21 protein-coding genes, 3 tRNA genes and 1 pseudogene are annotated in these 24,873 nt (G+C 68.7%); 12 read left to right on the forward strand and 13 right to left on the reverse strand.

The window, feature by feature from the left end; translation table 11 throughout:
- Together GRC12_RS09790 and GRC12_RS09795 are read left to right on the forward strand one after the other, a co-directional pair.
- Positions 1–496: pseudogene (locus GRC12_RS09790) on the forward strand (DNA primase); the annotation flags it as partial.
- 103 nt (positions 497–599) lie between these two features.
- Positions 600–1,916, forward strand: a complete 1,317-nt coding sequence (locus GRC12_RS09795) for an RNA polymerase sigma factor (RefSeq protein ID WP_208778801.1) — start codon at positions 600–602, stop codon at positions 1,914–1,916.
- Positions 1,917–1,990: 74 nt separating this feature from the next.
- On the opposite strand, the gene GRC12_RS09800 is transcribed toward GRC12_RS09795, so the two are convergent.
- From GRC12_RS09800 to GRC12_RS09815, 4 genes are all read right to left on the reverse strand, one after another.
- A complete protein-coding gene (locus GRC12_RS09800) occupies positions 1,991–3,922 on the reverse strand; it encodes an ABC transporter ATP-binding protein (protein ID WP_208778802.1) in 1,932 nt (643 codons plus the stop codon).
- Positions 3,922–5,655: an ABC transporter ATP-binding protein gene (locus GRC12_RS09805; protein ID WP_208778803.1), complete on the reverse strand. Its 1,734-nt coding sequence runs from the start codon at positions 5,653–5,655 to the stop codon at positions 3,922–3,924. Before GRC12_RS09805 ends, GRC12_RS09800 begins: the two co-directional genes overlap by 1 nt.
- Positions 5,656–5,770: 115 nt before the next feature.
- Positions 5,771–7,213, reverse strand: coding sequence for an FGGY family carbohydrate kinase (locus tag GRC12_RS09810; protein WP_208778804.1), 1,443 nt, complete (start codon positions 7,211–7,213; stop codon positions 5,771–5,773).
- Positions 7,214–7,355: 142 nt separating this feature from the next.
- The gene (locus tag GRC12_RS09815; protein ID WP_133041144.1) at positions 7,356–7,661 is read right to left on the reverse strand and encodes a YtxH domain-containing protein; all 306 of its coding nucleotides are present in this window, start codon (positions 7,659–7,661) and stop codon (positions 7,356–7,358) included.
- Between the two features lie 143 nt (positions 7,662–7,804).
- Between GRC12_RS09815 and GRC12_RS09820 the strand changes: the two genes are divergently transcribed.
- From GRC12_RS09820 to GRC12_RS09830, 3 genes are all read left to right on the forward strand, one after another.
- Positions 7,805–7,877, forward strand: a tRNA-Asn gene (locus GRC12_RS09820).
- A gap of 5 nt (positions 7,878–7,882) precedes the next feature.
- A tRNA-Asn gene (locus GRC12_RS09825) sits at positions 7,883–7,955 on the forward strand.
- Between the two features lie 178 nt (positions 7,956–8,133).
- A tRNA-Ile gene (locus tag GRC12_RS09830) sits at positions 8,134–8,207 on the forward strand.
- A gap of 338 nt (positions 8,208–8,545) precedes the next feature.
- Here the strand turns inward: GRC12_RS09830 and GRC12_RS09835 are convergent.
- Positions 8,546–8,959, reverse strand: coding sequence for a PIN domain nuclease (locus tag GRC12_RS09835; protein ID WP_208778805.1), 414 nt, complete (start codon positions 8,957–8,959; stop codon positions 8,546–8,548).
- Positions 8,956–9,219, reverse strand: a complete 264-nt coding sequence (locus GRC12_RS09840) for a type II toxin-antitoxin system VapB family antitoxin (RefSeq protein ID WP_208778806.1) — start codon at positions 9,217–9,219, stop codon at positions 8,956–8,958. The genes GRC12_RS09835 and GRC12_RS09840 overlap by 4 nt, the downstream gene beginning before the upstream one ends.
- A gap of 91 nt (positions 9,220–9,310) precedes the next feature.
- Here GRC12_RS09840 and GRC12_RS46685 point away from each other — a divergent pair, with 91 nt between their 5' ends.
- The 3 genes from GRC12_RS46685 to GRC12_RS09850 are packed head-to-tail and all read left to right on the forward strand — an operon-like array spanning position 9,311 to position 11,686.
- Positions 9,311–9,820: a hypothetical protein gene (locus GRC12_RS46685; protein WP_308286514.1), complete on the forward strand. Its 510-nt coding sequence runs from the start codon at positions 9,311–9,313 to the stop codon at positions 9,818–9,820.
- Between the two features lie 32 nt (positions 9,821–9,852).
- Complete coding sequence (locus GRC12_RS46690; protein ID WP_308286515.1) at positions 9,853–11,367, forward strand: RHS repeat-associated core domain-containing protein; 1,515 nt, start codon at positions 9,853–9,855, stop codon at positions 11,365–11,367.
- A 4-nt stretch (positions 11,368–11,371) separates the two neighbouring features.
- A complete protein-coding gene (locus GRC12_RS09850; RefSeq protein WP_208778807.1) occupies positions 11,372–11,686 on the forward strand; it encodes a hypothetical protein in 315 nt (104 codons plus the stop codon).
- A 188-nt stretch (positions 11,687–11,874) separates the two neighbouring features.
- On the opposite strand, the gene GRC12_RS09855 is transcribed toward GRC12_RS09850, so the two are convergent.
- Positions 11,875–12,108, reverse strand: coding sequence for a hypothetical protein (locus GRC12_RS09855; RefSeq protein WP_208778808.1), 234 nt, complete (start codon positions 12,106–12,108; stop codon positions 11,875–11,877).
- A 580-nt stretch (positions 12,109–12,688) separates the two neighbouring features.
- Between GRC12_RS09855 and GRC12_RS09860 the strand changes: the two genes are divergently transcribed.
- Positions 12,689–12,850: a hypothetical protein gene (locus tag GRC12_RS09860; protein WP_208778809.1), complete on the forward strand. Its 162-nt coding sequence runs from the start codon at positions 12,689–12,691 to the stop codon at positions 12,848–12,850.
- A gap of 102 nt (positions 12,851–12,952) precedes the next feature.
- Here GRC12_RS09860 and GRC12_RS09865 read toward each other — a convergent pair whose 3' ends face one another.
- The 3 genes from GRC12_RS09865 to GRC12_RS09875 are packed head-to-tail and all read right to left on the reverse strand — an operon-like array spanning position 12,953 to position 18,222.
- Complete coding sequence (locus GRC12_RS09865; RefSeq protein WP_208778810.1) at positions 12,953–13,465, reverse strand: hypothetical protein; 513 nt, start codon at positions 13,463–13,465, stop codon at positions 12,953–12,955.
- Complete coding sequence (locus tag GRC12_RS09870; RefSeq protein ID WP_208778811.1) at positions 13,462–17,898, reverse strand: RHS repeat-associated core domain-containing protein; 4,437 nt, start codon at positions 17,896–17,898, stop codon at positions 13,462–13,464. The genes GRC12_RS09865 and GRC12_RS09870 overlap by 4 nt, the downstream gene beginning before the upstream one ends.
- 12 nt (positions 17,899–17,910) lie before the next feature.
- Complete coding sequence (locus tag GRC12_RS09875) at positions 17,911–18,222, reverse strand: hypothetical protein (protein WP_244372547.1); 312 nt, start codon at positions 18,220–18,222, stop codon at positions 17,911–17,913.
- Positions 18,223–18,496: 274 nt separating this feature from the next.
- Here GRC12_RS09875 and GRC12_RS09880 point away from each other — a divergent pair, with 274 nt between their 5' ends.
- The 3 genes from GRC12_RS09880 (at position 18,497) to GRC12_RS09890 (ending at position 20,267) form a co-directional block, all read left to right on the forward strand.
- Positions 18,497–18,700 carry a hypothetical protein gene (locus GRC12_RS09880; protein WP_208778812.1) on the forward strand — a complete coding sequence of 68 codons (204 nt, stop codon included), beginning with the start codon at positions 18,497–18,499 and terminating at the stop codon, positions 18,698–18,700.
- Positions 18,701–18,897: 197 nt separating this feature from the next.
- On the forward strand, positions 18,898–19,533 hold the full coding sequence (locus GRC12_RS09885; protein ID WP_208778813.1) for an SDR family NAD(P)-dependent oxidoreductase: 636 nt from the start codon (positions 18,898–18,900) through the stop codon (positions 19,531–19,533).
- 23 nt (positions 19,534–19,556) lie between these two features.
- Positions 19,557–20,267 carry a response regulator gene (locus tag GRC12_RS09890; RefSeq protein WP_208778814.1) on the forward strand — a complete coding sequence of 237 codons (711 nt, stop codon included), beginning with the start codon at positions 19,557–19,559 and terminating at the stop codon, positions 20,265–20,267.
- Between the two features lie 98 nt (positions 20,268–20,365).
- On the opposite strand, the gene GRC12_RS09895 is transcribed toward GRC12_RS09890, so the two are convergent.
- From GRC12_RS09895 to GRC12_RS09905, 3 genes are read right to left on the reverse strand one after another with little or no spacing between them, the layout of a single operon-like run.
- The gene (locus tag GRC12_RS09895) at positions 20,366–22,333 is read right to left on the reverse strand and encodes an acetoacetate--CoA ligase (protein WP_208778815.1); all 1,968 of its coding nucleotides are present in this window, start codon (positions 22,331–22,333) and stop codon (positions 20,366–20,368) included.
- On the reverse strand, positions 22,330–23,910 hold the full coding sequence (gene mhpA / locus GRC12_RS09900; protein ID WP_208778816.1) for a bifunctional 3-(3-hydroxy-phenyl)propionate/3-hydroxycinnamic acid hydroxylase MhpA: 1,581 nt from the start codon (positions 23,908–23,910) through the stop codon (positions 22,330–22,332). The genes GRC12_RS09895 and mhpA overlap by 4 nt, the downstream gene beginning before the upstream one ends.
- A 19-nt stretch (positions 23,911–23,929) precedes the next feature.
- Positions 23,930–24,868 carry a fumarylacetoacetate hydrolase family protein gene (locus GRC12_RS09905; RefSeq protein ID WP_208778817.1) on the reverse strand — a complete coding sequence of 313 codons (939 nt, stop codon included), beginning with the start codon at positions 24,866–24,868 and terminating at the stop codon, positions 23,930–23,932.
- Positions 24,869–24,873 lie beyond the last annotated feature (5 nt).

Below are 24,873 nucleotides of genomic sequence, written 5' to 3' on the forward strand. Positions count from 1 at the left end.
CTACGGTCCCGCCCTCACCCTCCGCAACCCCGTCTACGCCACCGAGCGGGAGCTGCTCAAACTCGCCCTCCAGCGGCCCGAGTTGGTCTCCCCGGCCTTCGACGCGTACGGCGTCGACGAGTTCACCGCCGCCCCGTACGCCGCGGTGCGCCAGGCGGTCATGGACGCGGGCGGCGCCGAGTACGGCGTGCAGGACGGCCAGGAGTACCTGGTCCGCGTCCGCGAGGCGGCCCCCGACGACACCGTCCGCGCGATGGTCACCGAGCTCGCCGTCGAGCCGATCATGCGCCGCACCGTCGACGAGGTGTACGCGGGCACGGTGCTGGTCCAGGTCCGCAGGCGGGCGGTGGAGCGCCGCATCCGCGACGTCCAGTCCCAGATGACCCGCCTCTCCGCCGGCGGCGATCCCGCCCAACTGGCCGCCGTACAGAACGAGTTGTGGGTCCTTCAGCAGTACGACCAGGCCCTCAGGGAACACGGCGCCGCGGCTCTCTGACCGCACCCGTACGCCACGGTAACCGCCGGGTCACGGGCCGATTGCAAAAAGTCACCGCACGCCCCTCGTGGCGGCGATGTGTCGTACTCCACACTGGGGTGCGGTGCCTGAGTCCTCGGAGCGCGGCCGATCCGTCCCACACGGGTCCCACACCCCCGCGGTTCCGCTCATCGCGTACGGGACGGACAGCGGCGTGGCCGCCGACTCCGCCCCCGAAGTACCGCTGCCGTACCCCCTGGCAGCGATCATCCTGGAGGTCGCCCCCGTGCAGACCCAGACCCTCACACAGACCGACATCAGTACGGACGGCACGGAACCGGACGCGGAGACCGACGTCCTCGTCGCGGTCCCCCCGCAGACCCGTGTCGTGCACCACCCCGAGGCGGATCCCGTGGAACCCGAAGGGCCGCCAGAGCCGGCCGAACCGCCCGCCGAGGCACTGGAGGCCGCCGAGGCCCCCGAACCGGCGGAGACAACCGCCGCGGAGCGCGCCCGCGCCGACACCGGCGGCCCGTCCTCGGACCTGTTCCGCCAGTACCTGCGCGAGATCGGCCGCATCCCGCTGCTCACCGCGGCCGAGGAGGTCGAGCTCGCCCGCCGGGTCGAGGCCGGGCTGTTCGCCGAGGAGAAACTGAGCAACACCCCAGACCTGGACAGCCAGTTGGCCCTCGACCTGGACCGTCTGGTGGTCATGGGCCGCATGGCCAAGCGCCGGCTCATCGAGGCGAACCTGCGGTTGGTCGTGTCCGTGGCCAAGCGGTACGTCGGCCGCGGACTGACCATGCTCGACCTCGTCCAGGAGGGCAACCTCGGCCTGATCAGGGCGGTCGAGAAGTTCGACTACGCCCGCGGCTACAAGTTCTCCACGTACGCCACCTGGTGGATCCGCCAGGCCATGTCGCGGGCCCTCGCCGACCAGGCCCGCACCATACGGGTCCCGGTGCACGTCGTAGAGCTGATCAACCGGGTCGTCCGGGTCCAGCGCCGCATGCTGCAGGAGCGGGGCTACGAGCCGACCCCGGAAGAGGTCGCCGCCCATCTCGAACTCCCGCCCGAGCGCGTCAGCGAGGTCCTGCGTCTGGCCCAGGAACCGGTGTCGTTGCACGCCCCGGTGGGCGAGGAGGACGACGTGGCCCTCGGCGACCTGATCGAGGACGGCGACGCGACGTCACCCGTGGAGTCGGCGGCGTTCCTGCTCCTGCGCGAGCATCTGGAGGCGGTGCTCTCCACTCTCGGCGAACGTGAACGCAAGGTCGTCCAGCTCCGGTACGGGCTGGCCGACGGGCGTCCCCGGACGCTGGAGGAGATCGGCCGGATCTTCGGGGTGACCCGGGAGCGGATACGGCAGATCGAGTCGAAGACGCTCAACAAGCTCCGGGATCACGCCTTCGCGGATCAGCTACGGGGCTATCTGGATTGATGCCGGGTGCGGGTGTGTGGGGGCTGGTCGCGCAGTTCCCCGCGCCCCTCAGGTAGGACCAGCCCCCGGATTTGTCAGTCCACCTCCGCCACAGCCTGCGCGAACTGGGCCTTGTACAGCCGCGCGTACGCCCCGTCCGCCGCCAACAGCTCGGCGTGCGCGCCCTGTTCGACGATCGAGCCGTTCTCCATGACGAGGATCGTGTCCGCGTCCCGGATGGTCGACAGCCGGTGCGCGATCACGAACGACGTGCGCCCGTGGGCGAGTTTGGCCATCGCCTTCTGGATCAGCACCTCGGTACGGGTGTCGACCGAGGAGGTCGCCTCGTCGAGCACCAGGATCGTCGGGTCGGACAGGAACGCCCGCGCGATGGTGATGAGCTGCTTCTCACCGGCGCTCACGCCCGTGCCCTCGTCGTCGATCACGGTGTCGTACCCGTCGGGCAGCGTCCGTACGAACCGGTCCGCGTGGGCCGCCCGCGCCGCCTCCTCGATCTCGCCGCGGGTGACCTCGCGCGAGGCGCCGTACGCGATGTTCTCCGCGATCGTGCCGCCGAACAGCCAGGTGTCCTGCAGCACCATGCCGATCTGGGCGCGCAGTTCGTCCCGGGACATGGTGGCGATGTCGACGCCGTCGAGGGTGATGCGCCCGCCGGAGACGTCGTAGAACCGCATGAGCAGGTTGACCAGGGTCGTCTTGCCGGCGCCGGTCGGGCCGACGATCGCGACCGTGTGCCCGGGCTCCACCGTGAGCGAGAGATCCTCGATCAGCGGCTTCTCCGGGTCGTACCGGAACGACACGTGCTCCAGCGCCACCCGCCCGCGCAGCTCCTCGGGCAGCGCGCCCGGCAGCGGATCCGCCTCCTGCTCCTCCGCGTCCAGGAGTTCGAAGATCCGCTCGGCCGAGGCGACGCCCGACTGCACCAGGTTCGCCATCGACGCGACCTGCGTCAGCGGCATCGAGAACTGCCGCGAGTACTGGATGAAGGCCTGCACGTCACCGATGGACAGCGCGCCCGAGGCGACCCTGAGACCACCCACGACCGCCACCAGCACGTAGTTGAGGTTGGAGACGAACATCATCAGCGGCTGCATGATCCCGCTGTTGAACTGCGCCTTGAACCCCGCCTCGTACAGCGCCTCGTTCTGCTCGGCGAACTGCCGCGCCGACTCCTCCTGCCGCCCGAACACCTTCACCAGGGTGTGCCCGGTGTACATCTCCTCGATGTGCGCGTTGAGCTTGCCGGTGGTGCGCCACTGCTGCACGAAGTGCGGCTGCGACCGCTTGCCGATCCGGGTGGCCACCACGAACGACAGCGGCACGGTCACCAGTGCGACCAGCGCCAGCAGCCAGGACACCCAGAACATCACCGCGAGCACACCGATGATGGTCAGCACCGAGTTGATCAGCTGGCCCATCGACTGCTGGAGCGTCTGCCCGATGTTGTCGATGTCGTTGGTGGCGCGGGAGAGCACCTCACCGCGCTGCCGCTTGTCGAAGTACGACAGCGGCAGCCGCGACAGCTTCGCCTGCACGTCCTCGCGCAGCCGGAACATCGTGCGGTTGACGCTGCGGTTCACCAGCCTCGTCGCGAAGGCCATCAGCAGACCGGCGACCAGGAACGTGCACAGCGCCAGCAACAGGACCCGGCCCACCGCGTCGAAGTCGATGCCCTTGCCGGGGGTGAAGTCGGTGCTGCGGAGCATGTCGGCGATCTGCCCCTGCCCCCGCTCCCGCATCGAGGCGAGCACCTGCTCCTTGGTCGCCCCGGCGGGCATCTGCCGACCGATGATCCCGGAGAAGACGAGGTCGGTCGCCTTGCCGAGGATCTTCGGCCCGATCACGTTCAGGCCCACGCTCACGACCACGCACAGCAACAGGGCGTAGATGGTGAGCCGTTCCGGCTTGAACTGGGCGATCAGCCGTTTGCCCGACACCTTGAAGTCCATCGAACGGCTGTCGGGGCCGCCGCCCTGGCCCATCATCCGCGCCATCGGCCCGGCCATCAGGCAGCCTCCGCTTCCGTCAGCTGGGAGAGCACGATCTCCCGGTAGGTCTCGTTGCCGGCCATCAGCTCGTGATGGCGGCCGGTGCCGACCACCCGTCCCTCGTCGAGGACGACGATCCGGTCGGCGTCGCGGATGGTCGCCACCCGCTGGGCGACGATCACCACGGTCGCCTCGGCGGTCTCCCGGGCGAGCGCCGCCCGAAGCGCCGCGTCGGTGGCGTAGTCGAGGGCGGAGAAGGAGTCGTCGAAGAGGTAGATCTCCGGCCGCTGGACGAGCGTGCGCGCGATCGCGAGCCGCTGGCGCTGACCACCGGAGACATTGGTGCCGCCCTGCGCGATCGGCGCGTTGAGCCCGCCCTCGAGCCTGCTGACGAACTCCTTGGCCTGCGCCACCTCCAGCGCGTGCCACAGCTCCTCGTCCGTGGCGTCCGGATTGCCGTAGCGCAGGTTGGTCGCGACCGTCCCCGCGAACAGGTACGGCTTCTGCGGGACGAGGCCGACCGTCTTGGCCAGCAGCTTCGGGTCGAGGGTGGACACCTCCGTGCCGTCGACCAGGACCTCGCCGTCGGTCGCGTCGAACAGGCGGGGGACCAGGCCGAGCAGCGTCGACTTGCCGCTGCCGGTCGAGCCGATGACGGCGGTCACCTCACCGGGCCGGGCGACCAGGTCGACCGACTTCAGCACGGGCTCCTCGGCACCCGGATAGCGGAAGCCCGCACCCCGGATCTCCAGATGCCCGTGCCGGCGCAGCTCGACGACCGGCGCGCTCGGCGGCACGACGCTGGAGTCGGTGTCCAGCACCTCCTCGATGCGCTCGGCGCAGACCTCCGCGCGCGGCACCATCATGAACATGAAGGTGGCCATCATCACGGACATCACGATCTGCATCAGATAGGCGAGGAACGCGGTCAGGTCACCGATCTGCATCCCGCCGCTGTCGATGCGGTGCGCGCCGAACCACACCACCGCGATCGACGACAGGTTCACGGTCGTCATGACCACCGGGAACATCAGCGCGAGCAGGTTGCCCGTCTTCAGCTGCATCTCGGTGAGATCGGTGTTCGCCTTCCGGAACCGGTCCTTCTCGTACTCGTCCCGCACGAAGGCCCGGATCACGCGGTTGCCGGTGATCTGCTCCCGCAGCACCCGGTTGACGGTGTCCAGACGGACCTGCATGGCCCGGAACAGCGGCCGGAGCCGCCGTACGATCAACGTCACGCAGATGCCCAGCGTCGGCACCACGGCGACCAGCACCCCGGACAGCGGCACGTCCAGTCCGAGCGCCAGCACGATGCCGCCCACGCACATGATGGGCGCCGACACCATCAGGGTGAACGTCATCAGGGCCAGCATCTGGACCTGCTGCACGTCATTGGTCGTACGGGTGATCAGCGAGGGCGCGCCGAAGTGGCCGACCTCACGCGCCGAGAAGGACTGCACCCGGTCGAAGACGGCGGCCCGCACGTCCCGGCCGAGCGCCGACGCGGTCCGGGCGCCGTAGTACACGGCCCCGATGTTGCACACGACCTGCGCCAGCGAGATGCCGATCATCAGGGCACCGAAGGAGAGGATGTAGCCGGTGTCGCCCTTGACGACACCGTTGTCGATGATGTGGGCGTTCAGCGTGGGCAGGTAGAGGGTGGCGCAGGTCTGCAGGAACTGCAGCAGCACCAGCACACCGATGGGTTTCTTGTACGGCCTCAGATAGGTCCGCAGTAGTCGTATGAGCACGCTACGTCTCTCGGAGTCGGCGATGGGGCGGGTTCGTTGCCCGTGGCCCCTATCGTCGGACACTCCACCCGCGTTACCTCAACCGATTAAGCCGACAGCAGTCCTCTTTGTCGTCCTACGGACGAAACGCGCCAGGGTGTGTCTGCTCCCTGACCGAAACGTACTGCTGCCGCACCGCCTGCCCCACCGCCAGCTCCTCGCCGGGCTCCAGCACCTGCGCCGCCGCACCCTGCCAGGCCGGCGGGGTGCGCGGATCGAGCGTGCCCTGCGAGACGCCGAGCGCCCACGCGGCCTGCCGGGCGGCCCCGATCGCCGCGTAGTCGGCGGGCTGCGGTACGACGACCTGGGCGCCGAACAGCGCGGGCGCCGCCGCCTGCACGGCCGTCAGCTCGGCGGCCGCTCCCAGCAGGAAGATCCGCCGTACCTCCACGCCCCGCCCGCGCAGCACGTCCAGCGCGTCCGCGAGCCCGCACAGCATGCCCTCGAACGCGGCCCGCGCCAGATGCTCGGCCTTCATCGACTCCCGCCGCAGCCCCGACAGGGTCCCGGCGGTGTGCGGCAGATTCGGCGTCCGCTCCCCTTCCAGATAGGGCAGGAGTACGAGACCGTGGGCGCCCGGCGTCGACTTCATCGCCAGGTCGGACAGGCTCTCCAGATCCGGCAGCCCGAGCAGTTCGGCGGTCCCGCGCAGGGTCCGTACGGCGTTCAGGGTGGTGACGACGGGCAGGTGCATGCCGGTCGCGTCGGCGAGGGCGGTGATCATCCCGGTGCCGTCGACCAGGGCCTCGGGATGCACGGCCATCACGGACCCCGACGCGCCCAGCGACACCACCGCGTCCCCGAGCCCGATGCCGAGCCCGAAGGCGGCGGCCATGGTCTCGCCGGTACCGGCGGAGATCAGCAGCCCCTCCGGGGTCGTACCGGCCGCCTCGGCCGGGCCGATCACCTCGGGCAGCATGGCCTGGTGACCGAGCGCCAGCTCGACGAGGTCGGTGCGGTAGTTGCCGGTGGCGGCGGACCAGTACCCGGTCCCGGAGGCGCCGCCCCGGTCCGTGGTTCTCCTCACAGGCCGCCCCAGCAACTGCCAGACCAGCCAGTCATGGGCCTGCATGAGGATCGCGGTGCGCAGGGCGGCGTCGGGCTCGCTCTTGGCGAGCCAGCGCAGCTTGGTCACGGGCTGCGCCGCCTGCGGCACGCACCCCACGGCCTGCGCCCACGCCTCCCGCCCGCCGAGCGCGTCGATGAGATCGGCCGCCGCGACCTGGTTCCGCCTGTCCCCGCCGACCATCGCCGGGCGCACGGTGTTGCCCTGCGCGTCCAGCGGGACCACGGCGTTCTGCTGCGCGGACACGCCGATGGCCTGCACGCCCTCCAGCAGACCGCCGCCGGCCGCCTCGCCGAGGGACAGCAGCCAGGCCTGCGGATCGACGTCCGCGGGGCGGTCGCCGTCCACCGGATGCGGGGCGTACCCCTGCCTGAGCACGGCGCCCGTGTCCGTGTCGCAGACGACGATGCGAGTGAAATCGGGCGAACTGTCCAGCCCGGCGACTATCCCCATGGCGGAAATTCTATGGGCCGTCCGCCATGGGGGTGTCTGCCGCGGGGCTGTGAGCCGTGGGACTCCGCGCCCCGGGGCTGTGTGCCGTCTGCTGGCGGGAACCTATGTCGGGAACCTGTGTCGGGAACCTTTGTCGGGGAACCTATGTATTGCTGGTACCCCAGTCGTCCTGGCCCGTCCCGTTGGTGTTGCGGTCCCTCAGGGATCGCACCCGCCCCGCCACCGACTCCGGCACCCGGTCGACGACCTTGTCGCTGACCGTGTGGTAAGCCTTGCCGGCGAACTGGCGGCCCTGCTGGGCCGCCGTCTCGGCGGTGTTGCGGACGGCCGGGTTCTGGGCGACCTGGCGTGCGGATTTCTTCAGCTGCTCGTAGCGTTCGCGCCCAGCGCGCGTGCCGAGCACGTAACCCAGAGCCAGGCCGACGACGAACGTGAGCTTGTAGCGCATGGAGGCCACCCTTCCCTCGTGTAGGTCGGCGCCGGGGGAACCGATTGGCGGAGCACCCCCCTGCTTGCGCTAATGTATGTGTCGCAGCGAGCGCCCGCCCCCTGGCGAATACCCAGGTAGGTACGTTCGATGCAACGAGGCATTCCTCCGTAGCTCAATTGGCAGAGCAGCCGGCTGTTAACCGGCAGGTTACTGGTTCGAGTCCAGTCGGGGGAGCTCGGTCCTCCGTAGCTCAATTGGCAGAGCAGCCGGCTGTTAACCGGCAGGTTACTGGTTCGAGTCCAGTCGGGGGAGCATGCTGAACGAGGGCCCCGAAGGGGTCCTTTTTCATGTCCTCACCCCGGCCCCGGGAACCGTGCAGGTCACGGCGGAGTCCTCAAGGGCATGCGAAGTCGCCCCTGCGAAGCAGGAGATCGTATGAGCGGCTATGCTGCGGCAGACGGCGCGCACACATGTACGCGACACGCCGTACGGGGCGGTAGCTCAGCCGGTTAGAGCAGCGGACTCATAATCCGTCGGCCGTGGGTTCGAGTCCCACCCGCCCCACTGTGCACCTCTGTGAGCTGCGGAAACGTCTCATCGCGGTTCGGGTTGCAGGACCTTGGGCTGCGGGGCTGAATCCGCTGCTCGTGAGTTCGACTCCGTTGCCATCAGCGTTAGTTGGCCTCACTTTGACCTGCGCAGACGTCTTGACCTACCGCTGGATGACGGCGTCGTGGGGGGTGTCTGGACGTTGCATTCTGGACACTGGCTGGACGCGAGGATCCGGAAGTGGTGCTGCCCGGCCACCCCTGGGCGTCGGGAGCCGGCCCAGGCCGCAGCGGGCTGGCCGCCAGGCGGTCGGCCCGGTCGGAAGTTCGGCGCCCGTTGGCGCCGTGCGCGCTCTACTGCCTGAGGTCGATTGTGCGGACCGGCTGGCCTGTCGTGCGGGCGATGGTTTCGAAGTCGCGGTCGTAGTGGAGCAGGGTGAGTCCCGCTTCTTCTGCGGCTGCGGCCACCAGCAGGTCCACGGGGCCCGCGCTGCGGTGTTCTCCCTTGGCGGTCAGTTGTTCCTGGATGGTGCGGGAGCGGCGGTAGACGCCGTCGGGCATGGGGCACCAGGCGTAGTGGGTGTCGAGGGCCGCTTTCAAACGAGTGCGGTCCGTGGCGGAACGTGCCGAGTAGAGGACTTCCAGTTCGGTGAGGTCGCAGATGGCGACGAGGCCGGCGGCAATCCTGTCGTCCCATTCGGCGGTGTTCTGGCGGAGGAGGATGCGGGCGAGGGCGGAGGTGTCGACGAGGTAGTCGGCGACGGTCACGCGTCCACTCCAGGGCTGCGATCACCACGTGCCGCGTCGGCGCTCGTATGACGGTACGCCTGCTTGTCCAGCAGCATATCGATGTCCAGGGCGCCCTCGGCTGCCAGTTCGCGGGCCTCTTCGAGGGAACGCAGGCGCCGATAACGGGCCGTGACTTCGCGCAGGGCGGTGTTGATCGTGTCGCGCTTGGTGGTGGTGCCGAGTTCCTTGGCTGCTTCCTCCAGCGCCTCGTCGTCGAGATCGATGACCGTCCGACTCATGATGTCCCCCTCTTCACGTATGTATCAATTGAAGTGTATCAAGATACAAGATCCTTTGTATATTACTGGTGGCGCGAAGGTCCCCACGGACGTGGCCGGCCTCAGCGGCTACCTGCTCGGCGCCGCCTACTCCGAAACCGGCCGGCCCCAGCAGTTCACCCTGGGCACCTCCACGGCCGCCGGCACCAAGAAGGCCTACATCACCAACACCTGGGAGGAAGGCACCGACCGGCTCAAGCAGTCGGCGGTCACCGACCAGACCCACAACTACGAGCTGCAGGAACTGAACTACGGCTACGACGATGCGGGCAACGTCACTTCCGTCACCGACCCCACCACCCTCGGCGGCACCGGCAAGGCCGACAACCAGTGCTTCGCCTACGACGGCCACCAGCGCCTGACCGAGGCCTGGACCCCGTCCACCGCCGACTGCTCCGCCTCCGGCCGTACCACCGCGAACCTCGGCGGCGCCGCCCCGTACTGGACCTCGTACCGCTACACCGACGGCGGCCTGCGCTCCACGGAGACCAGCCACACCGTCACCGGAGACACCACCACAGGACGTACTGCTACGGCGACAGCGCTCACCCGCACGGCCTGACCGCCACCACCACGGCCACTTCATGCACGGGTGTGACCGCGACGTACGCCTACGACGCGACAGGCAACACCACCGGCCGCCCGAACGGCACCGACACCCAGAGCCTCACCTGGAGCCCCGAAGGCCAACTCGGCACCCTCACCGAGAAGTCCGCCTCCGGCACCACGAAGAGCACCACCAGCCACGTCTACGATGCCGACGGCACGCTCCTGATCCGCCGCAACACCGGCGGAGAGACCGTTCTCCACCTCGACGACGGCACAGAGGTACACCTCGACACCTCCACCTCGACCGCCAAGTACTGGGCCCAGCGGTACTACAACGTCGGCGGCCAGGTCATCGCTCTGCGCACCGACAAGACCGGCACCGAGACCCTCTCCTGGCTCGCGTCCGACCAGCACGGCACCAGCAGCCTTGCCCTCGACGCCACCAGTCAGGCGGTCACGAAGCGGTACAGCACCCCCTTCGGAGCCGCTCGCACCGGCGGCACCGGCAGCTGGCCCGACGACAAGGCCTTTCTCGGCAAGTCCGCCGACTCTTCCACCAGCCTCACCTATGTCGGTGCCCGCGAGTACGACGCGGCCACCGGGCGTTTCCTCAGCGTCGACCCGGAACTCGACACGAGCGACACCCAGTCCCTCAACGGCTACACCTACGCCGACAACAGCCCGGTGACCCAGAGCGACCCCACGGGCCTGGAAAGCTGTGGGCCCGTCCACTTCTGCTCCGGAAACAACGGCACGTACGGCACCTATCACCCTGAACAAGACCCGGGGTCGAAGAAGTACAAGGGCTCCAGCAACTACTGCGCCACGCACAAATGCGGCGGCGGCGGTGGCACAGGCAGGGCCCCGGCGAGCGATCCGGTCACGATCGCGCCGATCCCGCCGCGCCAGTTCGACGAGGAGGCGAAACGCGCCTGGCTCGACGCACTCCACATGGTCGACAAGCAGAACCGGATGACGGACGCCAACGACATCTGGGACGCCCGCAACGGAATCCACCTGGCGAGTGAGACGTTCTGGGAGGTCTTCTGCGACGAGGCCCCCGGAGCCTGCCCCAAGAGCCGGCCCGACGCTCACAACTCCACCGACTTCGGTTATTTCCCGATGACTTCGTCGGACTCGTCGGGAGGGTCACTCAAAGACGTTCTGCGCGGCGGACCCTCGGCGGCAGCTGCCGGAATCTGGTACAGAAATCTGCGCCCCGACGAGGATCCGGCAGAGGGATTGTTCGCCAAGAACGTTGACGGTGACTACACCATCAACGTGCAGATAGGCCAGGGGAGTCGAGTACGGACCCAATGGATTTCGGTGACGAAGAGCTGGGATGTGATCAAGAAGTGGCGCCAGCCCGGTCAGCGGGTCGCTATCATCGACGGCGACAAAGTGGAGGCGCGGCTGGTCGATCTCACCTCGGCGGAAAACAGGGCAAGGTATCTGCGGGGATGGTCTGCGAACACAAATGCGCAATCATCGCAAGAGGCTCTGGTCGAGAGATACATAAACCCGAGCGCCATAATCGGCTTGGTCGAAGATGAGGAATAGTCCAGTGTATGAGGAACTCGTGTCGCAACTTGGCGATGCGGCTGAGGCGTTCGTCGGTCCCCTGCGCCTGAACGACGGTTTCGATCAGCTCGCGCTGGACGAGCTGTGCAGGCAGATCGACCAGTTCGGGAATCAGTGGCGGACATCCGAGGTCGTCCCGAAATCGGTCGCCCTCCTGCTTTCGGAGCTGTACCCGGCGATTTGCGCTTGTGCCGACCTCTACTCGGGGAGCGAGCGGCAGAGAATGATCGAGGCCGCGGTGCGGGTCGGGGAAAGAGTCACCTACGCCTTGGACCCCGCGGGAGAACCCGAGATGTGAGGCCTCGCGCTGCACAGCCACCGCACACGGCTAGCCCCGGACCACCTGTCCGGGGCTCGCTCGGCATTCGGTCTCCATCAGTCCACCGCCTCCCGCTCCTCCAGCAGTCAACGGCGTCCCTGCCGGCGGAAAGACCCGGCGGGACAGCGCCTCACAGGTGGCGGTCGGCCATGCTCGAGAGATGCGGGTCAACGGGTGGGAACGACGATCGGTGTGGCTGTGGGCAGGACGGCGAAAAACGTCGAAACAATAGCGGTGACCACCAGCAGGGTTGAGGCACGGGCTGTGCAGCCTTGCTTGAGAGCGGCGGGGTATGTGGTACCGCCCTGACGTGCGAGATAGGCCACAGCAACCCTCACGAGGACCCCCAGCACCATCACCATCAGGCAGGCGAGCAGGTTCACAACGGCGTATTCGAGCATGGTCTTCGGCTCCCAGTTCGGTCTCGTGCTCTTGCTGGAGGATGTCACCGATCGCTGTGTGGAGGCGCTGGTCGTTGAACCAGTCCATCCATTCCGGGTGGCGAGTTCGACGTCGGTCAGGCCGTGCCAGGGTTTGCGGGACTTGATCAACTCCGCGTGCTGAAGAACGTTGGCTACGGCAGCGGACTTGTCCGATCCAGGACGCGTTCTGGACGCAGGTTGGACACAAGGATCGGAAAAGAAATGTCAGGGAGTAACTTTTTCCTGCCTTGGTCTTTCCCCATTCGGTGATTTCGGTGCCCTTCACTGCCTTGTGCCCATGCAGGCTTGGCGGGCTCACCATAGTCGCGGACGGTGATGGGTCGCTCTGCGGGATTGCTTCCGCAGAGGTGCCGAACGACAAGGTGAAGGCGGCCGCACCGACGAGGACGATGGTTCTGAGACGCTTCATGTTTCCCCTGGCGTGCCATCTGGAGCGGCGGAGAACTAGGTCGTTGGACAGCCAGGTGAAGGTGACCTCTTCCTCGGGCTCGACGCGTTCGGGAGGTTCCTTCCCGGCCGGCACCAAGGGCAGCGGTGGATGGCCCAGCAGTTGATGCCCCAACTCGTGGGCGTAGATGCGGACTTCCTGAGCCCCGGCCGTCTCGGGCAGTCCCGCATCAGCCACGTCGGCCCGCCGCGGACGTTCGCCGTACTGGAGGAGCAGATGACGACGTACGTCGGCGCGTCAGAGGCCAGTTGACGGATCTCTTCCTTGACGGCTCCGTACCGGGTACGCCGTCACGCCCGAACGAAAGTCGCCTGACCGGTCGTCGCTGAGCCGCAGCCGGCGTTGGTGGAGCGCCTATGAAATGCGACCCAGCTGCCGCAGTACCGTTAGCCAGGAATCGTCCGGATCGTCGCCGGCGATATTCGTATATCCGCTGCCGAAGGCTTTGTCGAGCAGGAAGTCGTTGAGGTCGTCGGCGAATTTCTCGAAGACCTCGCTCTGCCACCAGATTACGCCAGTGTCGGGGAAGCCCCAGATTTCTCCGGTCGGCCGGTGAAGAAACACGGGGTCCTCGCTGATCTTGCCGATGCAGAACCACTCATCCCGGTTCAACTGGACCGGAGTCCCTTCCCCGGGGTCCGCGTAGAACTGGGAGTCGACGACGACCTTCGCCTCGAAGAGCACCACGGAGCCGAAGATCCCCCCGTCCGCTCTGCTCAGGAAGTCCGCGTAGGCGGCAGGCACGTCAGAGGGGAGGGGACGCCCGGAGTACCCGGCAGGAACATCGTTCATCATGCCCAGCTCGAAATCGTCGGCGAGCAGGGTGCGTGCCGCCACCAAGAGTTCTTCCAGTTCCCGGGAGATCATTCGGGGCCCTCGATCCTAATCTTCAGGGGAGTGTGGTCGGGAAGGTTCCTGATTTGTTGCCAGATCTGGTTTCCTATGCGCTGGTTGGTGAACGCATCCAGGATATGCAGGTTGGTTGCGGCATCGGGCCCTCCCAGTTGCAGTTCCCACACGTGATCCGGGTTCATCCTCTGGAGGATTCTACTACGGAGGGTGTCCGCGAACTCGCGGTTGGTTTTTCCGAACTGATCGTAAACGCGGCGTATGAGGTCTCGTTTGTAGTTGTTGGTGATCGTTGAGTCTCGGGCCACCGGGTTGGGCGCCTTGAACAGAACTCCCGCGTCGCTCAGCTTCAGGAGCGCGTCGGCCTTCATTCTGAATTGTTGTTTGGGCATGCCCTCGAGCCACTGGACGGTGATCTCGACGGGACCGCCCTCCGCGCACTGCAGTCCCAGGGGATCCAGGAAGGCCAGCGGGTTCGGCACATATCCGTAGTTGTCCGGCCCCGCCTCCAGCCCCAGAGGATCCGGGCTGATGTACCGGCCTGCGTCGGGGGCGTAGTAGCGCTGGCAGTTGTAGTTCAGGCCGGTTTCGGCGTCGTGGTACTGGCCGGGGAAGCGGAGAGGACAGTCCACGGACTCGGGGGCCGCTGGCGACGGCACCACGGACATTCCCCACAGCGTGGCCCGGCTGGTCCAGGCGATGCTTCCATCCGGGCCGATGAGGTCCGTGGGCGTACCCACGGTGTCGGTGATCACCGCGTGAAAGCGGGGTGAGCCGTCTGGCGCGGAGGGTTCGTCCCGTGCTGCCGCGCGGTCGGTCTGGGCGAGCGGTCGGTGCGAATCGGGGGCGTAGTCCCAGGTTGTGACCTCGCCGTTCGAGCCGATCTGTTCGGCGACACGGGAGCCGTCCCAGCCGAACCGTGTCTCCTCCACGACTGAGCCGTCCTCTGACAGCCGTTGCTTCGCGGTACGGCGTCCCAAGGGGTCGTATCTGTACTGCCAGGTCTGGCCGCCCGGGCCGGTGGCGCGTGTCAGCCGGTTCTCCGGACTCCACTCGTAGGTCCAGATCCGCCGCTGGCCGTTGAGCAGTCTCCGGGACAGGCGGACAACGCGGCCTTCGGCGTCGTAATGGAAGGTGGTGCGCCCGGATGTGCGCAGTTGGTTCCCGCTGTACTCGTGCTGCTGGGGAGTGGGATCGTCGGGCAACACCGCCCGGGCGAGGCGGCCTGTGCTGTCGTAGGTGTAGTTCTCGCGCCAGTTGTCCGCTCGCGTGGATGTGACGCGGCCTGCCGTGTCCAGCTCGAAGTGCCTGGTTCCCGAGAGGAGGTCGTCGATCTCCGTGACGTAGCCGTCCGGGCGGTAGGCGTAGGTGCGTCTGTGGACCACGTGTTCAGCGTCGGCGGCGAGTCGCGTGACGCTTTGGGCCGTCATGCGATCGGCGGCGTCCCACGACTGGGTCAGGGTGAGTGTCTCGCCGAGCTTTCGGGAGGTTTCGCGTCCTGCGGCGTCGTAGGCGAAGGCCAGGCTGCCTGTGTCCGTGACGAGTTCGGTGGGGAGGCCCTGTGCGTTGTACGACCAGGTCGACGTGTGGCCCGATGGGGTCGTCCGGCGTATGCAGCGGCCGAGTTCGTCGTAGGAGTAGCGGGTCACGCTGCCGTTCACGTCTTCGGAGAGCGTGCGGCCCATCGCGTCCCGTCCGAACACGATCTCGGCATCCGCGTTTGCCGTCCGCAGGAGGTGACCGCTCGCGTCGTATTCGAAGGTGGTGACGTCGGTCTCGCTGCGCTGCTTTGTGACGCGGCTTCTTGGGTCACGCGTGTAGTGAATCGACTCGCCCAGCCCGTTCCTGCGCGTGACGAGCTGGCCGGCTTCGTCGTAGTCGTAGGTCAGTGAGCGGCCGTTGAAGTCTGTCTCGGCGACGAGTCGGCCGGCGGCGTCGTACTCGTAACGCCATGTGAGCCCCGCGGGGTTGGTGACCTCGGTCAGGCGGAGTTCGGTGTCGTAGCCGAAGGTGTACGTGGTGCCGCCGGGATCGGTTCGTGTGCCTGCCAGCCCGAAGTGCGTGCGGGAGTAGGAGGTCGCGGCGCCGGTCACGTCCGTGTGTGAGAGGAGATTTCCGTCCGCGTCCCATGACCAGGTTTCGCGGGTGCCGTCGGGGAGTTGACGCAGGGAGGGCAGACCTTCGACCGTCCATGCCAGGTGCACACTGCGTTCGAGGGGGTCGACGGCCTCGACGACTCGGCCGAAGGTGTCTCTGACGATCCGGGTGGTGTGGCCGAGCGCGTCGGTGACCCGGAGCGGGAGGCCGGCCTTGTCGTTGGTGATGCGCCGGGAGTTCCCCGTCGCGTCGACGATCTCCACCAGATGACCGGACTTGTTGTACCGGTAGTGGGTCTCGGCTCCCACAGGGTCCCGTGTCATCAGTGGACGGCCGTGCGCGTCGTATTGGTGGATCCACGTGGCCCCGTTCGGCTCGGTGACGCGGACGGGAAGGTGGTGATCGTTGTACTCCGCGGTGCCGGTGGACCCATCGGGAAGGACCGTGGAGGTGACGTTTCCGGACTGGTCGTAGAAGTAGCTGGTGGTGTGGCCGAGTGCGTTCGTGGAAGCGGTCAGGCGGTGTTCCGCGTCCCATTCGTACTCGGTGACGTTGCCGAGCGGGTCGGTTTCACGAACGAGACGCAGCGCTTCGTTGTGCTCGTAGACGCGGGTGTGGCCGAGGGAGTCGGTCACCCGGGTGGTGCGGGTGGTGTCGTCGTAGGTGAGGGTGGAGGCCAGCGCGTCGCCGGTGCCGCCGGTGGCCGTCACCCGGCCCTGCTCGTCGTAGGCGTACCAGTACGTGGTGCCGCCGCGGTCGGTCCAGGAGGTGATGCGGCCTTCCGCGTCGTAGGTGTAGCGCGTCGGCAGGCCCGAGGAGTTGGTCTCCTCGGTCAATCGGCCGGCCTCGTCGTAACCGAAGGTGAGCAGGGTGGTGCCGGGGGAGTCCGGGGCTTCGGGGTCGAGGAGGCGAAGGCCGGTGATGCGCGAGAGGACCGGGTGGCGGTCCAGAGCGATGTGGTAGCCGCCCGAGTGGACCACGGCGGAGGGGATGTCGCCGTCGGCGTAGGTGACGGTGATGCGGTTGCCGTTGCCGTCCTGTATGTGTTGCAGGGGCAGGTCCACGGCAGTGTCATCGGCCGCTGGCACGGGGCTGTGGAAGACGTGGGCCAGGCCGGTGGCCGGATCTGTGATGCGGATTGCGCCGTCTGTCTCGTCGTCCCAGACCAGGGTGAGGCGGGAGCCGGGGGTTTCCGGACGGACAGGGGCGTTGGTCTCCGGGTCGGGGACGGGGAAACAGAGGCGAGCGCCGTCCGGGGTCGCGTAGACGAGGTACTCGCCGTCCGCTTGAACCCGCTGGTCGAGCGTGGAGGCCCAGGACGGGCCGAACCAGCCGCCGAAGCGGTACGAGGATATGTGGGTGCGGCTCAGTACCAGCGGAAGCACACCGCCGAGTTGGACATCCGTGCGGGAGAGGGCCATGTCGCCGGTGGCCACGTCGATGGGATCCCGGACGAACGTCTTGACCATGTCCTGGATCGAGGCGGGCAGCTTGTTGAACCCTGGGTTCAACTTGAGCCGCTCGAAGGTGGCGCAGTTCAGCTTCAGGGCCTTGCTGAGTTCGGCCAGTTCGGCCGGCTTGAGGGCCTTGAGCCCCTTGCCGAGGGCCTTGCCGAGCACTCCGAAGCCGACGCCCATCAGGGCGCCTTCGGTGAGAAGCCCGGCCAGCTTCTCCGGGTTCTTGAAGGCACCCGGGTCCTCGAGCAGCGTCTGGAACGCGGTGAACTCCATGCCGCCCTTGGCCATCTTGGCCACCTCGGCGACGCCGCGGATCTCCTTGAGCGCCTTCAGCGCCCGCTCCACGCCCCGGATGACCTCCATGATCCCGCGGATCACGGAGCCCAGCGCGGTGCCCTCCTCCTCGATCCGTCCAATCAGGGCGACGACCTTGAGGGCGCGTTCGCCGGCCATGAGGGTGGAGGCCACCGATGACGCGCCGGCGGTGAGGACGTCCAGCGCCAGACCGGCGATCTCGAACTCGGCGATCTCCGCGAGCATCACGCCGATCTCGGAGAGGAGTTCGTGGGCCTTGTCCGCGAAGTCGTCCAGCGCCTTGGCGCCCTCGCGCAGGGAGTGGGCCATCTCGGTGGCCTGCTTACGGGCCGCCTTGGCCCGCTTGTTGTACGCCTTGGCGGCCTTGCCCTCCCACTCCACGTCCGCGAGCGCCTTGCGCGAAGCCTCCGCCGCGTCGTCCAGGCCATCGGCAAGGTGACGCCACTTCTTGGCGATCTCCCGCACGCCGTCCGGATTCACCGCCGGATCGCTGATGCCCAGGAACTCCAGACCACTGGCGACGCTGTCGCCGAACATGTGGTTGAACTTGTTGATGTAGTGAAACGGGTTGAGGTCGACCATCGCTGCGCCTGCTCAGCCCTTCTTGTTCTGGGCTGCGGCTGCGATCAGCACATCCAGCAGGTCGAAGGCGTCGGACACCTCGCCGATCAACTTGGCCTCCGCCTCCCACTCTTCCTCGAGCGCCTTGGTCAGCTTCACCAGGGTGGTCATGCCCTGCTCCACCTCGCTCTTCGCGCCGAGCAGGGAACCCAGCGCGCCGAGCGCGTCCAGGTCATGCGACTGCGCGTCGAACTGCTGCAACGGCTTCGCCGTGTGATGCCCCACCGTCCGCAGCCCCGACGCGGCCTTGTGCATGGACGTGGCCTGCTTCTTCAGGTCCGACATGCCACCCCACCCCCGTAGTTCACTCTGTGCACATGCCAACCCTCACGACACTAGGGAGGGCGGTTAAGTGCGAGGTAACGCACCCGTCAAGCGCGAGCAAAGATGGCCGTCCCTTGGGCTGCGCCGTCCTTGAGGCGGAATCCCAACTGGAGTTGCCCCATGCGGCGTTGGCGGCAGCTCGTCATCGACACCTGGGGGCGCTCGCGTACAAGCCGGCGTTCCAGGCCGCAGCCGACCGGCGGCCGACGCGGCTGCCGGGCCACATGGCCGCAAAGTGGCTGCCGGACTCCAGCGCCGACGCGCCGTGGTGTTCACGGATGCCCCGCAGTCCCACCGCCTGGAGTACGGCGGCTTCCTCGGCGTCGACAGCCTCGGACGGCAGTACCGCCAGCCGCCGTACCCGCACATCGAGCCGGCCTTCCGGCAGACCGAACCCGCCTTCCTGCAGGCCCTGCAGAGGGAGGCGCTGCCCCGCTGAGCCCACCTCGACTGCCGCTGACGCGGACCCTCGTCGCCGTGCTCGGGCGAGTGAGGGTTGGCGAGGACACTGGTGCAAAGAGCACCAGGGACCTCCCTCGCTCCGGTTACCCGAATTCGGCCAGAGTAGAAGGCACGCCGAGCCCGCGCCGTGGAGGGCGCAAGACCGTTGTGGCGGCGTCTGCGGAGGTGGTATGGATGGCTGGAAACAAGAGGGTCGCCCTGGTGACCGGTACGACATCCGGACTGGGACGGGAGGTGGCCCTGGCCCTGGCCGCACAAGGGGTCCACGTGCTGGCGCACGGTCGTGACGCGACGCGTCTGGAAGCGGTCGGCGCCGAAGTGCGGGCCGCGGGTGGGCAGGTGGACACGTATCTGGCCGATCTGGCCGATCTGTCGCAGGTGCGCGCTCTCGCCGAACGGGTCGGAGCGGACCATCCCGAGCTGGCGATCCTCGTCAACAACGCCGGGGTGGGGGGTGGCCCGCCGCCCCACACGAAGCGGGAAGTGAGCGCCGACGGCTACGAGTTGCGGTTCGCCACCGAGCTGACCGCCTACCGCATCGTCCAGGAAGCCCTCACCAACACCCGCAAACACGCGTCCGCGACCCGGGCCGACGTCATCCTGGACCATGGTCCCCGCTCGCTGCGGATCACCGTGACGGACGACGGGCGTCCCGGCGCGGCCCAGGGGGGTGGGACCGGGCACGGACTGATCGGTATGCGGGAACGGGCCGCCGCCGTCGGCGGGACCGTCACCGCCGGCCCGCGTCCCGAGGGCGGCTTCCAGGTCGTCGCCGACCTGCCGCTCTCACTCACCCCCACCACCGTCTGACATACCGTGAGGAAAGTCCGCCCATGACGATCCGCGTCCTGCTCGCCGATGACCAGGCTCTGCTCCGCGGCACCTTCCGGCTGCTCATCGACGCGCAGCCGGACATGGAGGTCGTCGGGGAGGCATCCAACGGTCGCGAGGCCGCTGCACTGGTCCGGTCCGAGCGCGCGGACGTCGTGGTCATGGACATCCGGATGCCCGAGGTCGACGGCATCGAGGCCACCCGGCTCATCGGCCGGGACGAGGACCTGGCCGGAGTCAGGATCCTGGTCCTGACCACCTTCGAGGAGGACGAACTCGTCATCGAGGCACTTCGGGCCGGCGCGAGCGGCTTCCTGGGCAAGGGCGTCGAACCGGCCGAGCTCCTCGACGCCATCCGTCTCGTCGCCGACGGTGAGGCGCTGCTCTCACCCGCGGCGACGAAGGGCCTCATCGCCCGCCTCCTCGCCCAGCCCGCCCCTCACGACCTCGTCGACACGCGCCGACTGGCCTCACTGACTCCCCGGGAACGCGAGGTGCTGACCCTGGTGGGCACCGGCCTGGCCAACGACGAGATCGCCGAACGCCTCTTCGTCACCCCGGTCACCGTCAAGACCCACGCCAACCGCGCCATGGCCAAACTCGGCGCCCGCGACCGCGCCCAACTCGTCGTCATCGCCTACGAGACCGGCCTGGTCCGCGCGGGAGAACGACAGGAGAACGACAGGTCTGAGGCACCGGCCGTTGGCCGTTGACCGGCGCCCTGCCCTCCCGGGGCACGCGCGCGACCCGAGCGGTACGGCATGGACCACCGCTCACGCCAAGACGACCCGCAACGGCGGTCTGCTCACGGTCACCGGTTCCGGCGTTCCGCGCCCAGCCGGGCGAAGCAGTCGATGAGGTCGGGGGCGTCCACCGCTGCCGGGTTGACGACCTGTTCGACGGGGGCGCCCTGGAGCAGGCGTTTGATCGGGACCTCGACCTTCTTGCCGGTGCGGGTGTGCGGGATGCCCGGCACCTCGATGATCTCGTCGGGTACGTGGCGAGGGGAGGCGCCGGTGCGGATGGCCTCGCGGATGCGGTCGCGCAGGGCGTCGTCCAGTGTCGTACCGGCGGCAGGGACCACGAACAGCGGCATCCAGTAGCCTCCGTCCGGTTCCTCCGCGCCGATGACCAGCGCCTCGGCGATCTCCGGGAGGCGCTCGACGACGTCGTGGATGTCGGCGCTGCCCAGCCGTACGCCGTTGCGGTTCAGGGTGGAGTCGGAGCGGCCGTGCACGATCACCGAGCCGTGGCCCGTGAGGGTGATCCAGTCGCCGTGGCGCCACACGCCCGGATAGGAGGCGAAGTAGGCGTCGTGGTAGCGGCTGCCGTCGGGGTCGTTCCAGAAGTACAGCGGCATGGACGGCATGGGGCGGGTGACGACCAGCTCCCCGACCTGGTCCACCACCGGCATGCCCTCGGCGTCGTACGCCGCCAGTGCCACGCCCAGGTGCGGGGCCGACAACTCACCGGCCCAGACAGGGGTGTTGGGAGCGCTGCCCGCGAAGCCGGAGACGACGTCCGTGCCGCCGCTGATGGAGGCCAGCAGCACGCGGTCGCCGACGTGGTCGCGAACCCAGGGGTACGCGGAGGCCGGGAGGGCGGAGCCGGTACAGCCGACCACGCGGATCGACGACAGGTCGTGCGCGGAGGGGTCGATGCCGAACTTGGCCATGCCCAGCAGGAACTGGGGGCTGGTGCCGAAGACCGTCACCCGGTGGCGGGCGGCCAGCTCCCACAGCACGTCGGGCTTGGCGTGGGGGGCCGGGCTGCCGTCGTACGTGCAGGTCGTGGCACCCGTCAGCAGGGTGGAGACGACAAGGTTCCACATCATCCAGTGGGTGGTGGTGTACCACAGCAGACGGTCGCCGGGGCCGAGGTCGGAGTGCAGGGCGAGGGTCTTGAGGTGTTCGAGGAGGACCCCGCCGTGGCCGTGCACGATGCCCTTGGGCAGACCGGTGGTGCCGGAGGAGAAGACGACCCACAGGGGGTGGTCGAACGGCACGGCGGTGAAGGCGAGTTCCTCGGTGCGGGTGGACGCGTCCTCCCACGGGATCGCCAGGGAGGGGCGGTTGCCCTCCGGCCAGGGCAGGCCGACATGGTCGACCAGGAGGGTCGCCTTCAAGGTCGGGAGGGACCCGGCGAGTTCGAGGACGGCGTCGCGGCGGTCATGGGTGACGCCGTTGAAGAGGTAACCGTCGGCGGCGATCAGCACGGTGGGTTCGAGCTGGGCGAACCGGTCGGCGGCGGCCCTGGGCGCGTAGTCCTGGCCGCACACCGACCACACCGCGCCCAGGCTCGCCGCGGCGAGGAACGCGACGATGGCGTGCGGGGTGTTGGGGAGGTAGCCGACGACCCGGTCGCCCTGGCCGACGCCCAGGTCGCGCAAGGTCGCGGCGACGGACGCGACCAGGAGGCGCAGCCGCTCGCCCGTGAGCTGGTGGCCGGAGCCGTTCTCGTCGAGTGCGATGATCGCGGGCCGGTCGGTGCCGAGGTTGCGCAGCGCGTGGTGGGCGTAGTTGAGGGTGGCACCGGTGAACCAGCGGGCGCCGGGCATCCGTTCCTCGGCCAGCACGTGCTCGTACGGGGTGTCCGCGTCGATGTCGAAGTACTCCCACACCGCGGCCCAGAAGCCCTCCAGGTCGGTGACCGACCACCGGTGCAGGGCGGCGTAGTCGGCGCCGTCCCTCCCGACGTGACGGGCGAAGTCCATGATGCGGCTGTGCGCGAGGGTCTGCGGATCGGGCGTCGTGAAGGGGGCCGGGTACGGACGGGTCATGGTGTGGCGCTCCTCAGCAGGCTCTGCTCGGCGGTCCGTGGGGAAGGGTGGGGGCTGCGGGTGGTGTGCAGGAGGGGCGCCCAGGCCGCTGTGTCCGTGAAGTCCCGGGTACCGGCCGGGACGACGTCCAGGACCACCCGGTCGGGGCGCAGCAGAACGGCGTCCGCCCGGCCGGCGCGCAGCCAGGCGGCCGGCGTGCCGTCGTCGCCGAGGTCGGCCACGGAGACCGCCCTGATGCCGAGGGCTTGGGCGAGCGCGGTCAGCGAAGGCGAGGGGGCGGCCGAGGTGAGGATCGTGAAGGAGTCGCCGAGCAGTTCGTCGAGACGGGTGGGCCGTCCGTCGACGTTCACCCAGGGCTGCGGACACATCGTGCCGGCCAGGCTCCGGCGGATGCCGCGCCGCACCAGCGGTCCCGCGGTGAGGGGCGGGCTGAGGTCGCGGCCGGCCCGCTCGGTCAGGCCGGGTATGCGGCATGCCGCGGACAGCAGCCTGCGGCGGAGCGCGGCGGCGCCGTCCTGGCCGCCGGTCATGGCCCAGCCCATGACGACCGCGAGCCGGACCACATGCCGGGCGTGCGGTCTGCGTTCACTCTCGTAGGTCGCCAACAGCCGTTCGTCCGCGCCGTGTCGGAGGACGCGGGCGAGTTTCCAGGTGAGGTTGTGGGCGTCCCGCAGCCCCGAGCACAGGCCCTGTCCGACGAACGGCGGGGTGAGGTGCGCGGCGTCCCCGAGCAGGAAGACCCGTCCGCTGCGCCAGCGGTCGGCGACGCGTGCCCGGAAGGTGTACTGCGTCTCGCGGACGATCTCGAAGTCCCCGTCGTACGAGGGCGGCAGCCACGGGGCGACCAGCTCGCGGACCGTCTCCTGCCCTTCCTGGATCCTGAACTCCCAGCGGTAGCGGGTGTCGTTCACCCGCATGAAGGTCCCCGGTCGCTTCGGGTCGCAGACCTGGTCGACGCCCTCCCAGCAACGGACGGGACCTGTCGTCTCGGCGTCGATGACCGTCCAGCGCTCCTCGAAGCGCAGGTCCTCCCAGGTGCCGCCGATCGCCTCGCGGGTGAGGCTGTTGGCGCCGTCGCAGCCGAGGACCGCCTCGGCCCACAGCTCGTGGTCGCCGGTGTCGTCGCGATAGGTGACGCGTACGGGGCCGGTGGTGTCGGGGCCGACGCCGGTGACCTCCACGCCACCGCGCAGTTCGCATTCCGGGCGCGTGGCCAGGGCGTCGCGCAGTACGCGTTCCAGCTCGGGCTGGTCGAACATGCTGGACTGCGGGTAGCCGTGGTGGCCGTTCCGGGAGCGCCGGAACTCGGCCATCACCCGGTGCCGGGCGTCCAGCAGCCGCAGCCCGCCCGCCGGGCGTGAGATCGCGGTGAACTCCTCGCCGACACCCGCGGCCTGAAGGATCCGGTGGATCTCGTCGTCGGCTGCGACGGCGCGCGGGAGCGGATAGATGTCCCGGTGGCGTTCGAGGACGACACTGCGGACGCCGTGCCGGGCCAGGAGGAGGGCGGCGGTCACGCCCACCGGCCCGGCCCCGACGATCACGACGGGCACACGGGCGGCTTCGTCGACGGTCATGTGCGGCTCACCTCGGGTGTCAGTTCGCGGCCGCGACGGGCGTGCGCTGCTCGCCGAGGTCGATGCGGCCGTCGGGGGTCGCGATCGTCGCCGTGATCACGTCACCCGGGTGCAGGTAGTGCGGGTTCTTCGCCTGGCTCTTGAAGAACGCCTTCCATTTCACCGCGGGCGGCAGCAGCGCGCCGATCTTCTCGACGGCCTTCGGCGGTGCCTTCAGCGCCGTACCACCCGGGGTGCCGGTGAGCAGCAGGTCGCCTGCGTCCAGGGTCTGGAAGCGGGCCAGCAGGGTCAGCGCCCGCGCCGGGCGGACGATCATGTCGGCGAGGGTGCGGTCCTGACGCAGCTCGCCGTTGACGCTCAACTTCAGCCGCAGATCGAGGAGACGGGCGAAGTCCTCCGGCTCCAGGAGCGTGAGGTGGGGCCCGGTGGGCGTGAACGTGGGGTACGACTTGCTCTCGTAGAACTGCGTCTTGGTCAGCTGCACGTCACGGGCGCTGACGTCATTGGTGACGACCAGCCCGGCGACGTACGAGGGCAGGTCCCGCTCCTCGACGACGGTGCCGACGGGCAGCCGCGCGCCCATGACGAGCCCGAGTTCGATCTCGTAGTCGAGGAACTTCACGTGCGGCGGGCGGACGATGGTCTCGCCGGGGCCGCTGACCGAGCCGGACGCCTTGCGGAAGAAGGCGGGCGGGATGTCGCCGGTGAAGCCCGAATCGCGGGCGTGGCTGCGGTAGTTGACCATCTGGGCGACGACGCGGCAGGGGGTGGTGACCGGCGAGAGGGCGGCCAGGTCGGCGACGGGCGTGCCCGCCTCACCCGAGAGGGCCGCCTCTCGTACGGCGTCGCGGTCGGCGAGCAGTTCGGCGGTGGTGGCGGCCTTGGTGTCGACGGGGACGGCCCGGTCGCCGCGGACGACCCACCAGCCGTCGGCGGTACGCAGGACATTGGTGCTCATGACAT

The organism is Streptomyces griseorubiginosus, from assembly GCF_017614965.1.
GTDB lineage: Bacteria > Actinomycetota > Actinomycetes > Streptomycetales > Streptomycetaceae > Streptomyces > Streptomyces griseorubiginosus_B.

What these genes read in the sequence shown, in the direction of transcription:
- GRC12_RS09895 (WP_208778815.1), bottom strand. Translation starts at nt 22,333, where the DNA reads ATGACCCGTCCGTACCCGGCCCCCTTCACGACGCCCGATCCGCAGACC.
- GRC12_RS09865 (WP_208778810.1), bottom strand. Translation starts at nt 13,465, where the DNA reads ATGATCTCCCGGGAACTGGAAGAACTCTTGGTGGCGGCACGCACCCTG.
- GRC12_RS09875 (WP_244372547.1), bottom strand. Translation starts at nt 18,222, where the DNA reads ATGTCGGACCTGAAGAAGCAGGCCACGTCCATGCACAAGGCCGCGTCG.
- GRC12_RS09840 (WP_208778806.1), bottom strand. Translation starts at nt 9,219, where the DNA reads ATGAGTCGGACGGTCATCGATCTCGACGACGAGGCGCTGGAGGAAGCA.
- GRC12_RS09815 (WP_133041144.1), bottom strand. Translation starts at nt 7,661, where the DNA reads ATGCGCTACAAGCTCACGTTCGTCGTCGGCCTGGCTCTGGGTTACGTG.
- GRC12_RS09855 (WP_208778808.1), bottom strand. Translation starts at nt 12,108, where the DNA reads ATGCTCGAATACGCCGTTGTGAACCTGCTCGCCTGCCTGATGGTGATG.
- GRC12_RS09860 (WP_208778809.1), top strand. Translation starts at nt 12,689, where the DNA reads ATGGCCCAGCAGTTGATGCCCCAACTCGTGGGCGTAGATGCGGACTTC.
- GRC12_RS09905 (WP_208778817.1), bottom strand. Translation starts at nt 24,868, where the DNA reads ATGAGCACCAATGTCCTGCGTACCGCCGACGGCTGGTGGGTCGTCCGC.
- GRC12_RS09885 (WP_208778813.1), top strand. Translation starts at nt 18,898, where the DNA reads ATGGCTGGAAACAAGAGGGTCGCCCTGGTGACCGGTACGACATCCGGA.
- mhpA (WP_208778816.1), bottom strand. Translation starts at nt 23,910, where the DNA reads ATGACCGTCGACGAAGCCGCCCGTGTGCCCGTCGTGATCGTCGGGGCC.
- GRC12_RS09800 (WP_208778802.1), bottom strand. Translation starts at nt 3,922, where the DNA reads ATGGCCGGGCCGATGGCGCGGATGATGGGCCAGGGCGGCGGCCCCGAC.
- GRC12_RS09810 (WP_208778804.1), bottom strand. Translation starts at nt 7,213, where the DNA reads ATGGGGATAGTCGCCGGGCTGGACAGTTCGCCCGATTTCACTCGCATC.
- GRC12_RS09870 (WP_208778811.1), bottom strand. Translation starts at nt 17,898, where the DNA reads ATGGTCGACCTCAACCCGTTTCACTACATCAACAAGTTCAACCACATG.
- GRC12_RS09890 (WP_208778814.1), top strand. Translation starts at nt 19,557, where the DNA reads ATGACGATCCGCGTCCTGCTCGCCGATGACCAGGCTCTGCTCCGCGGC.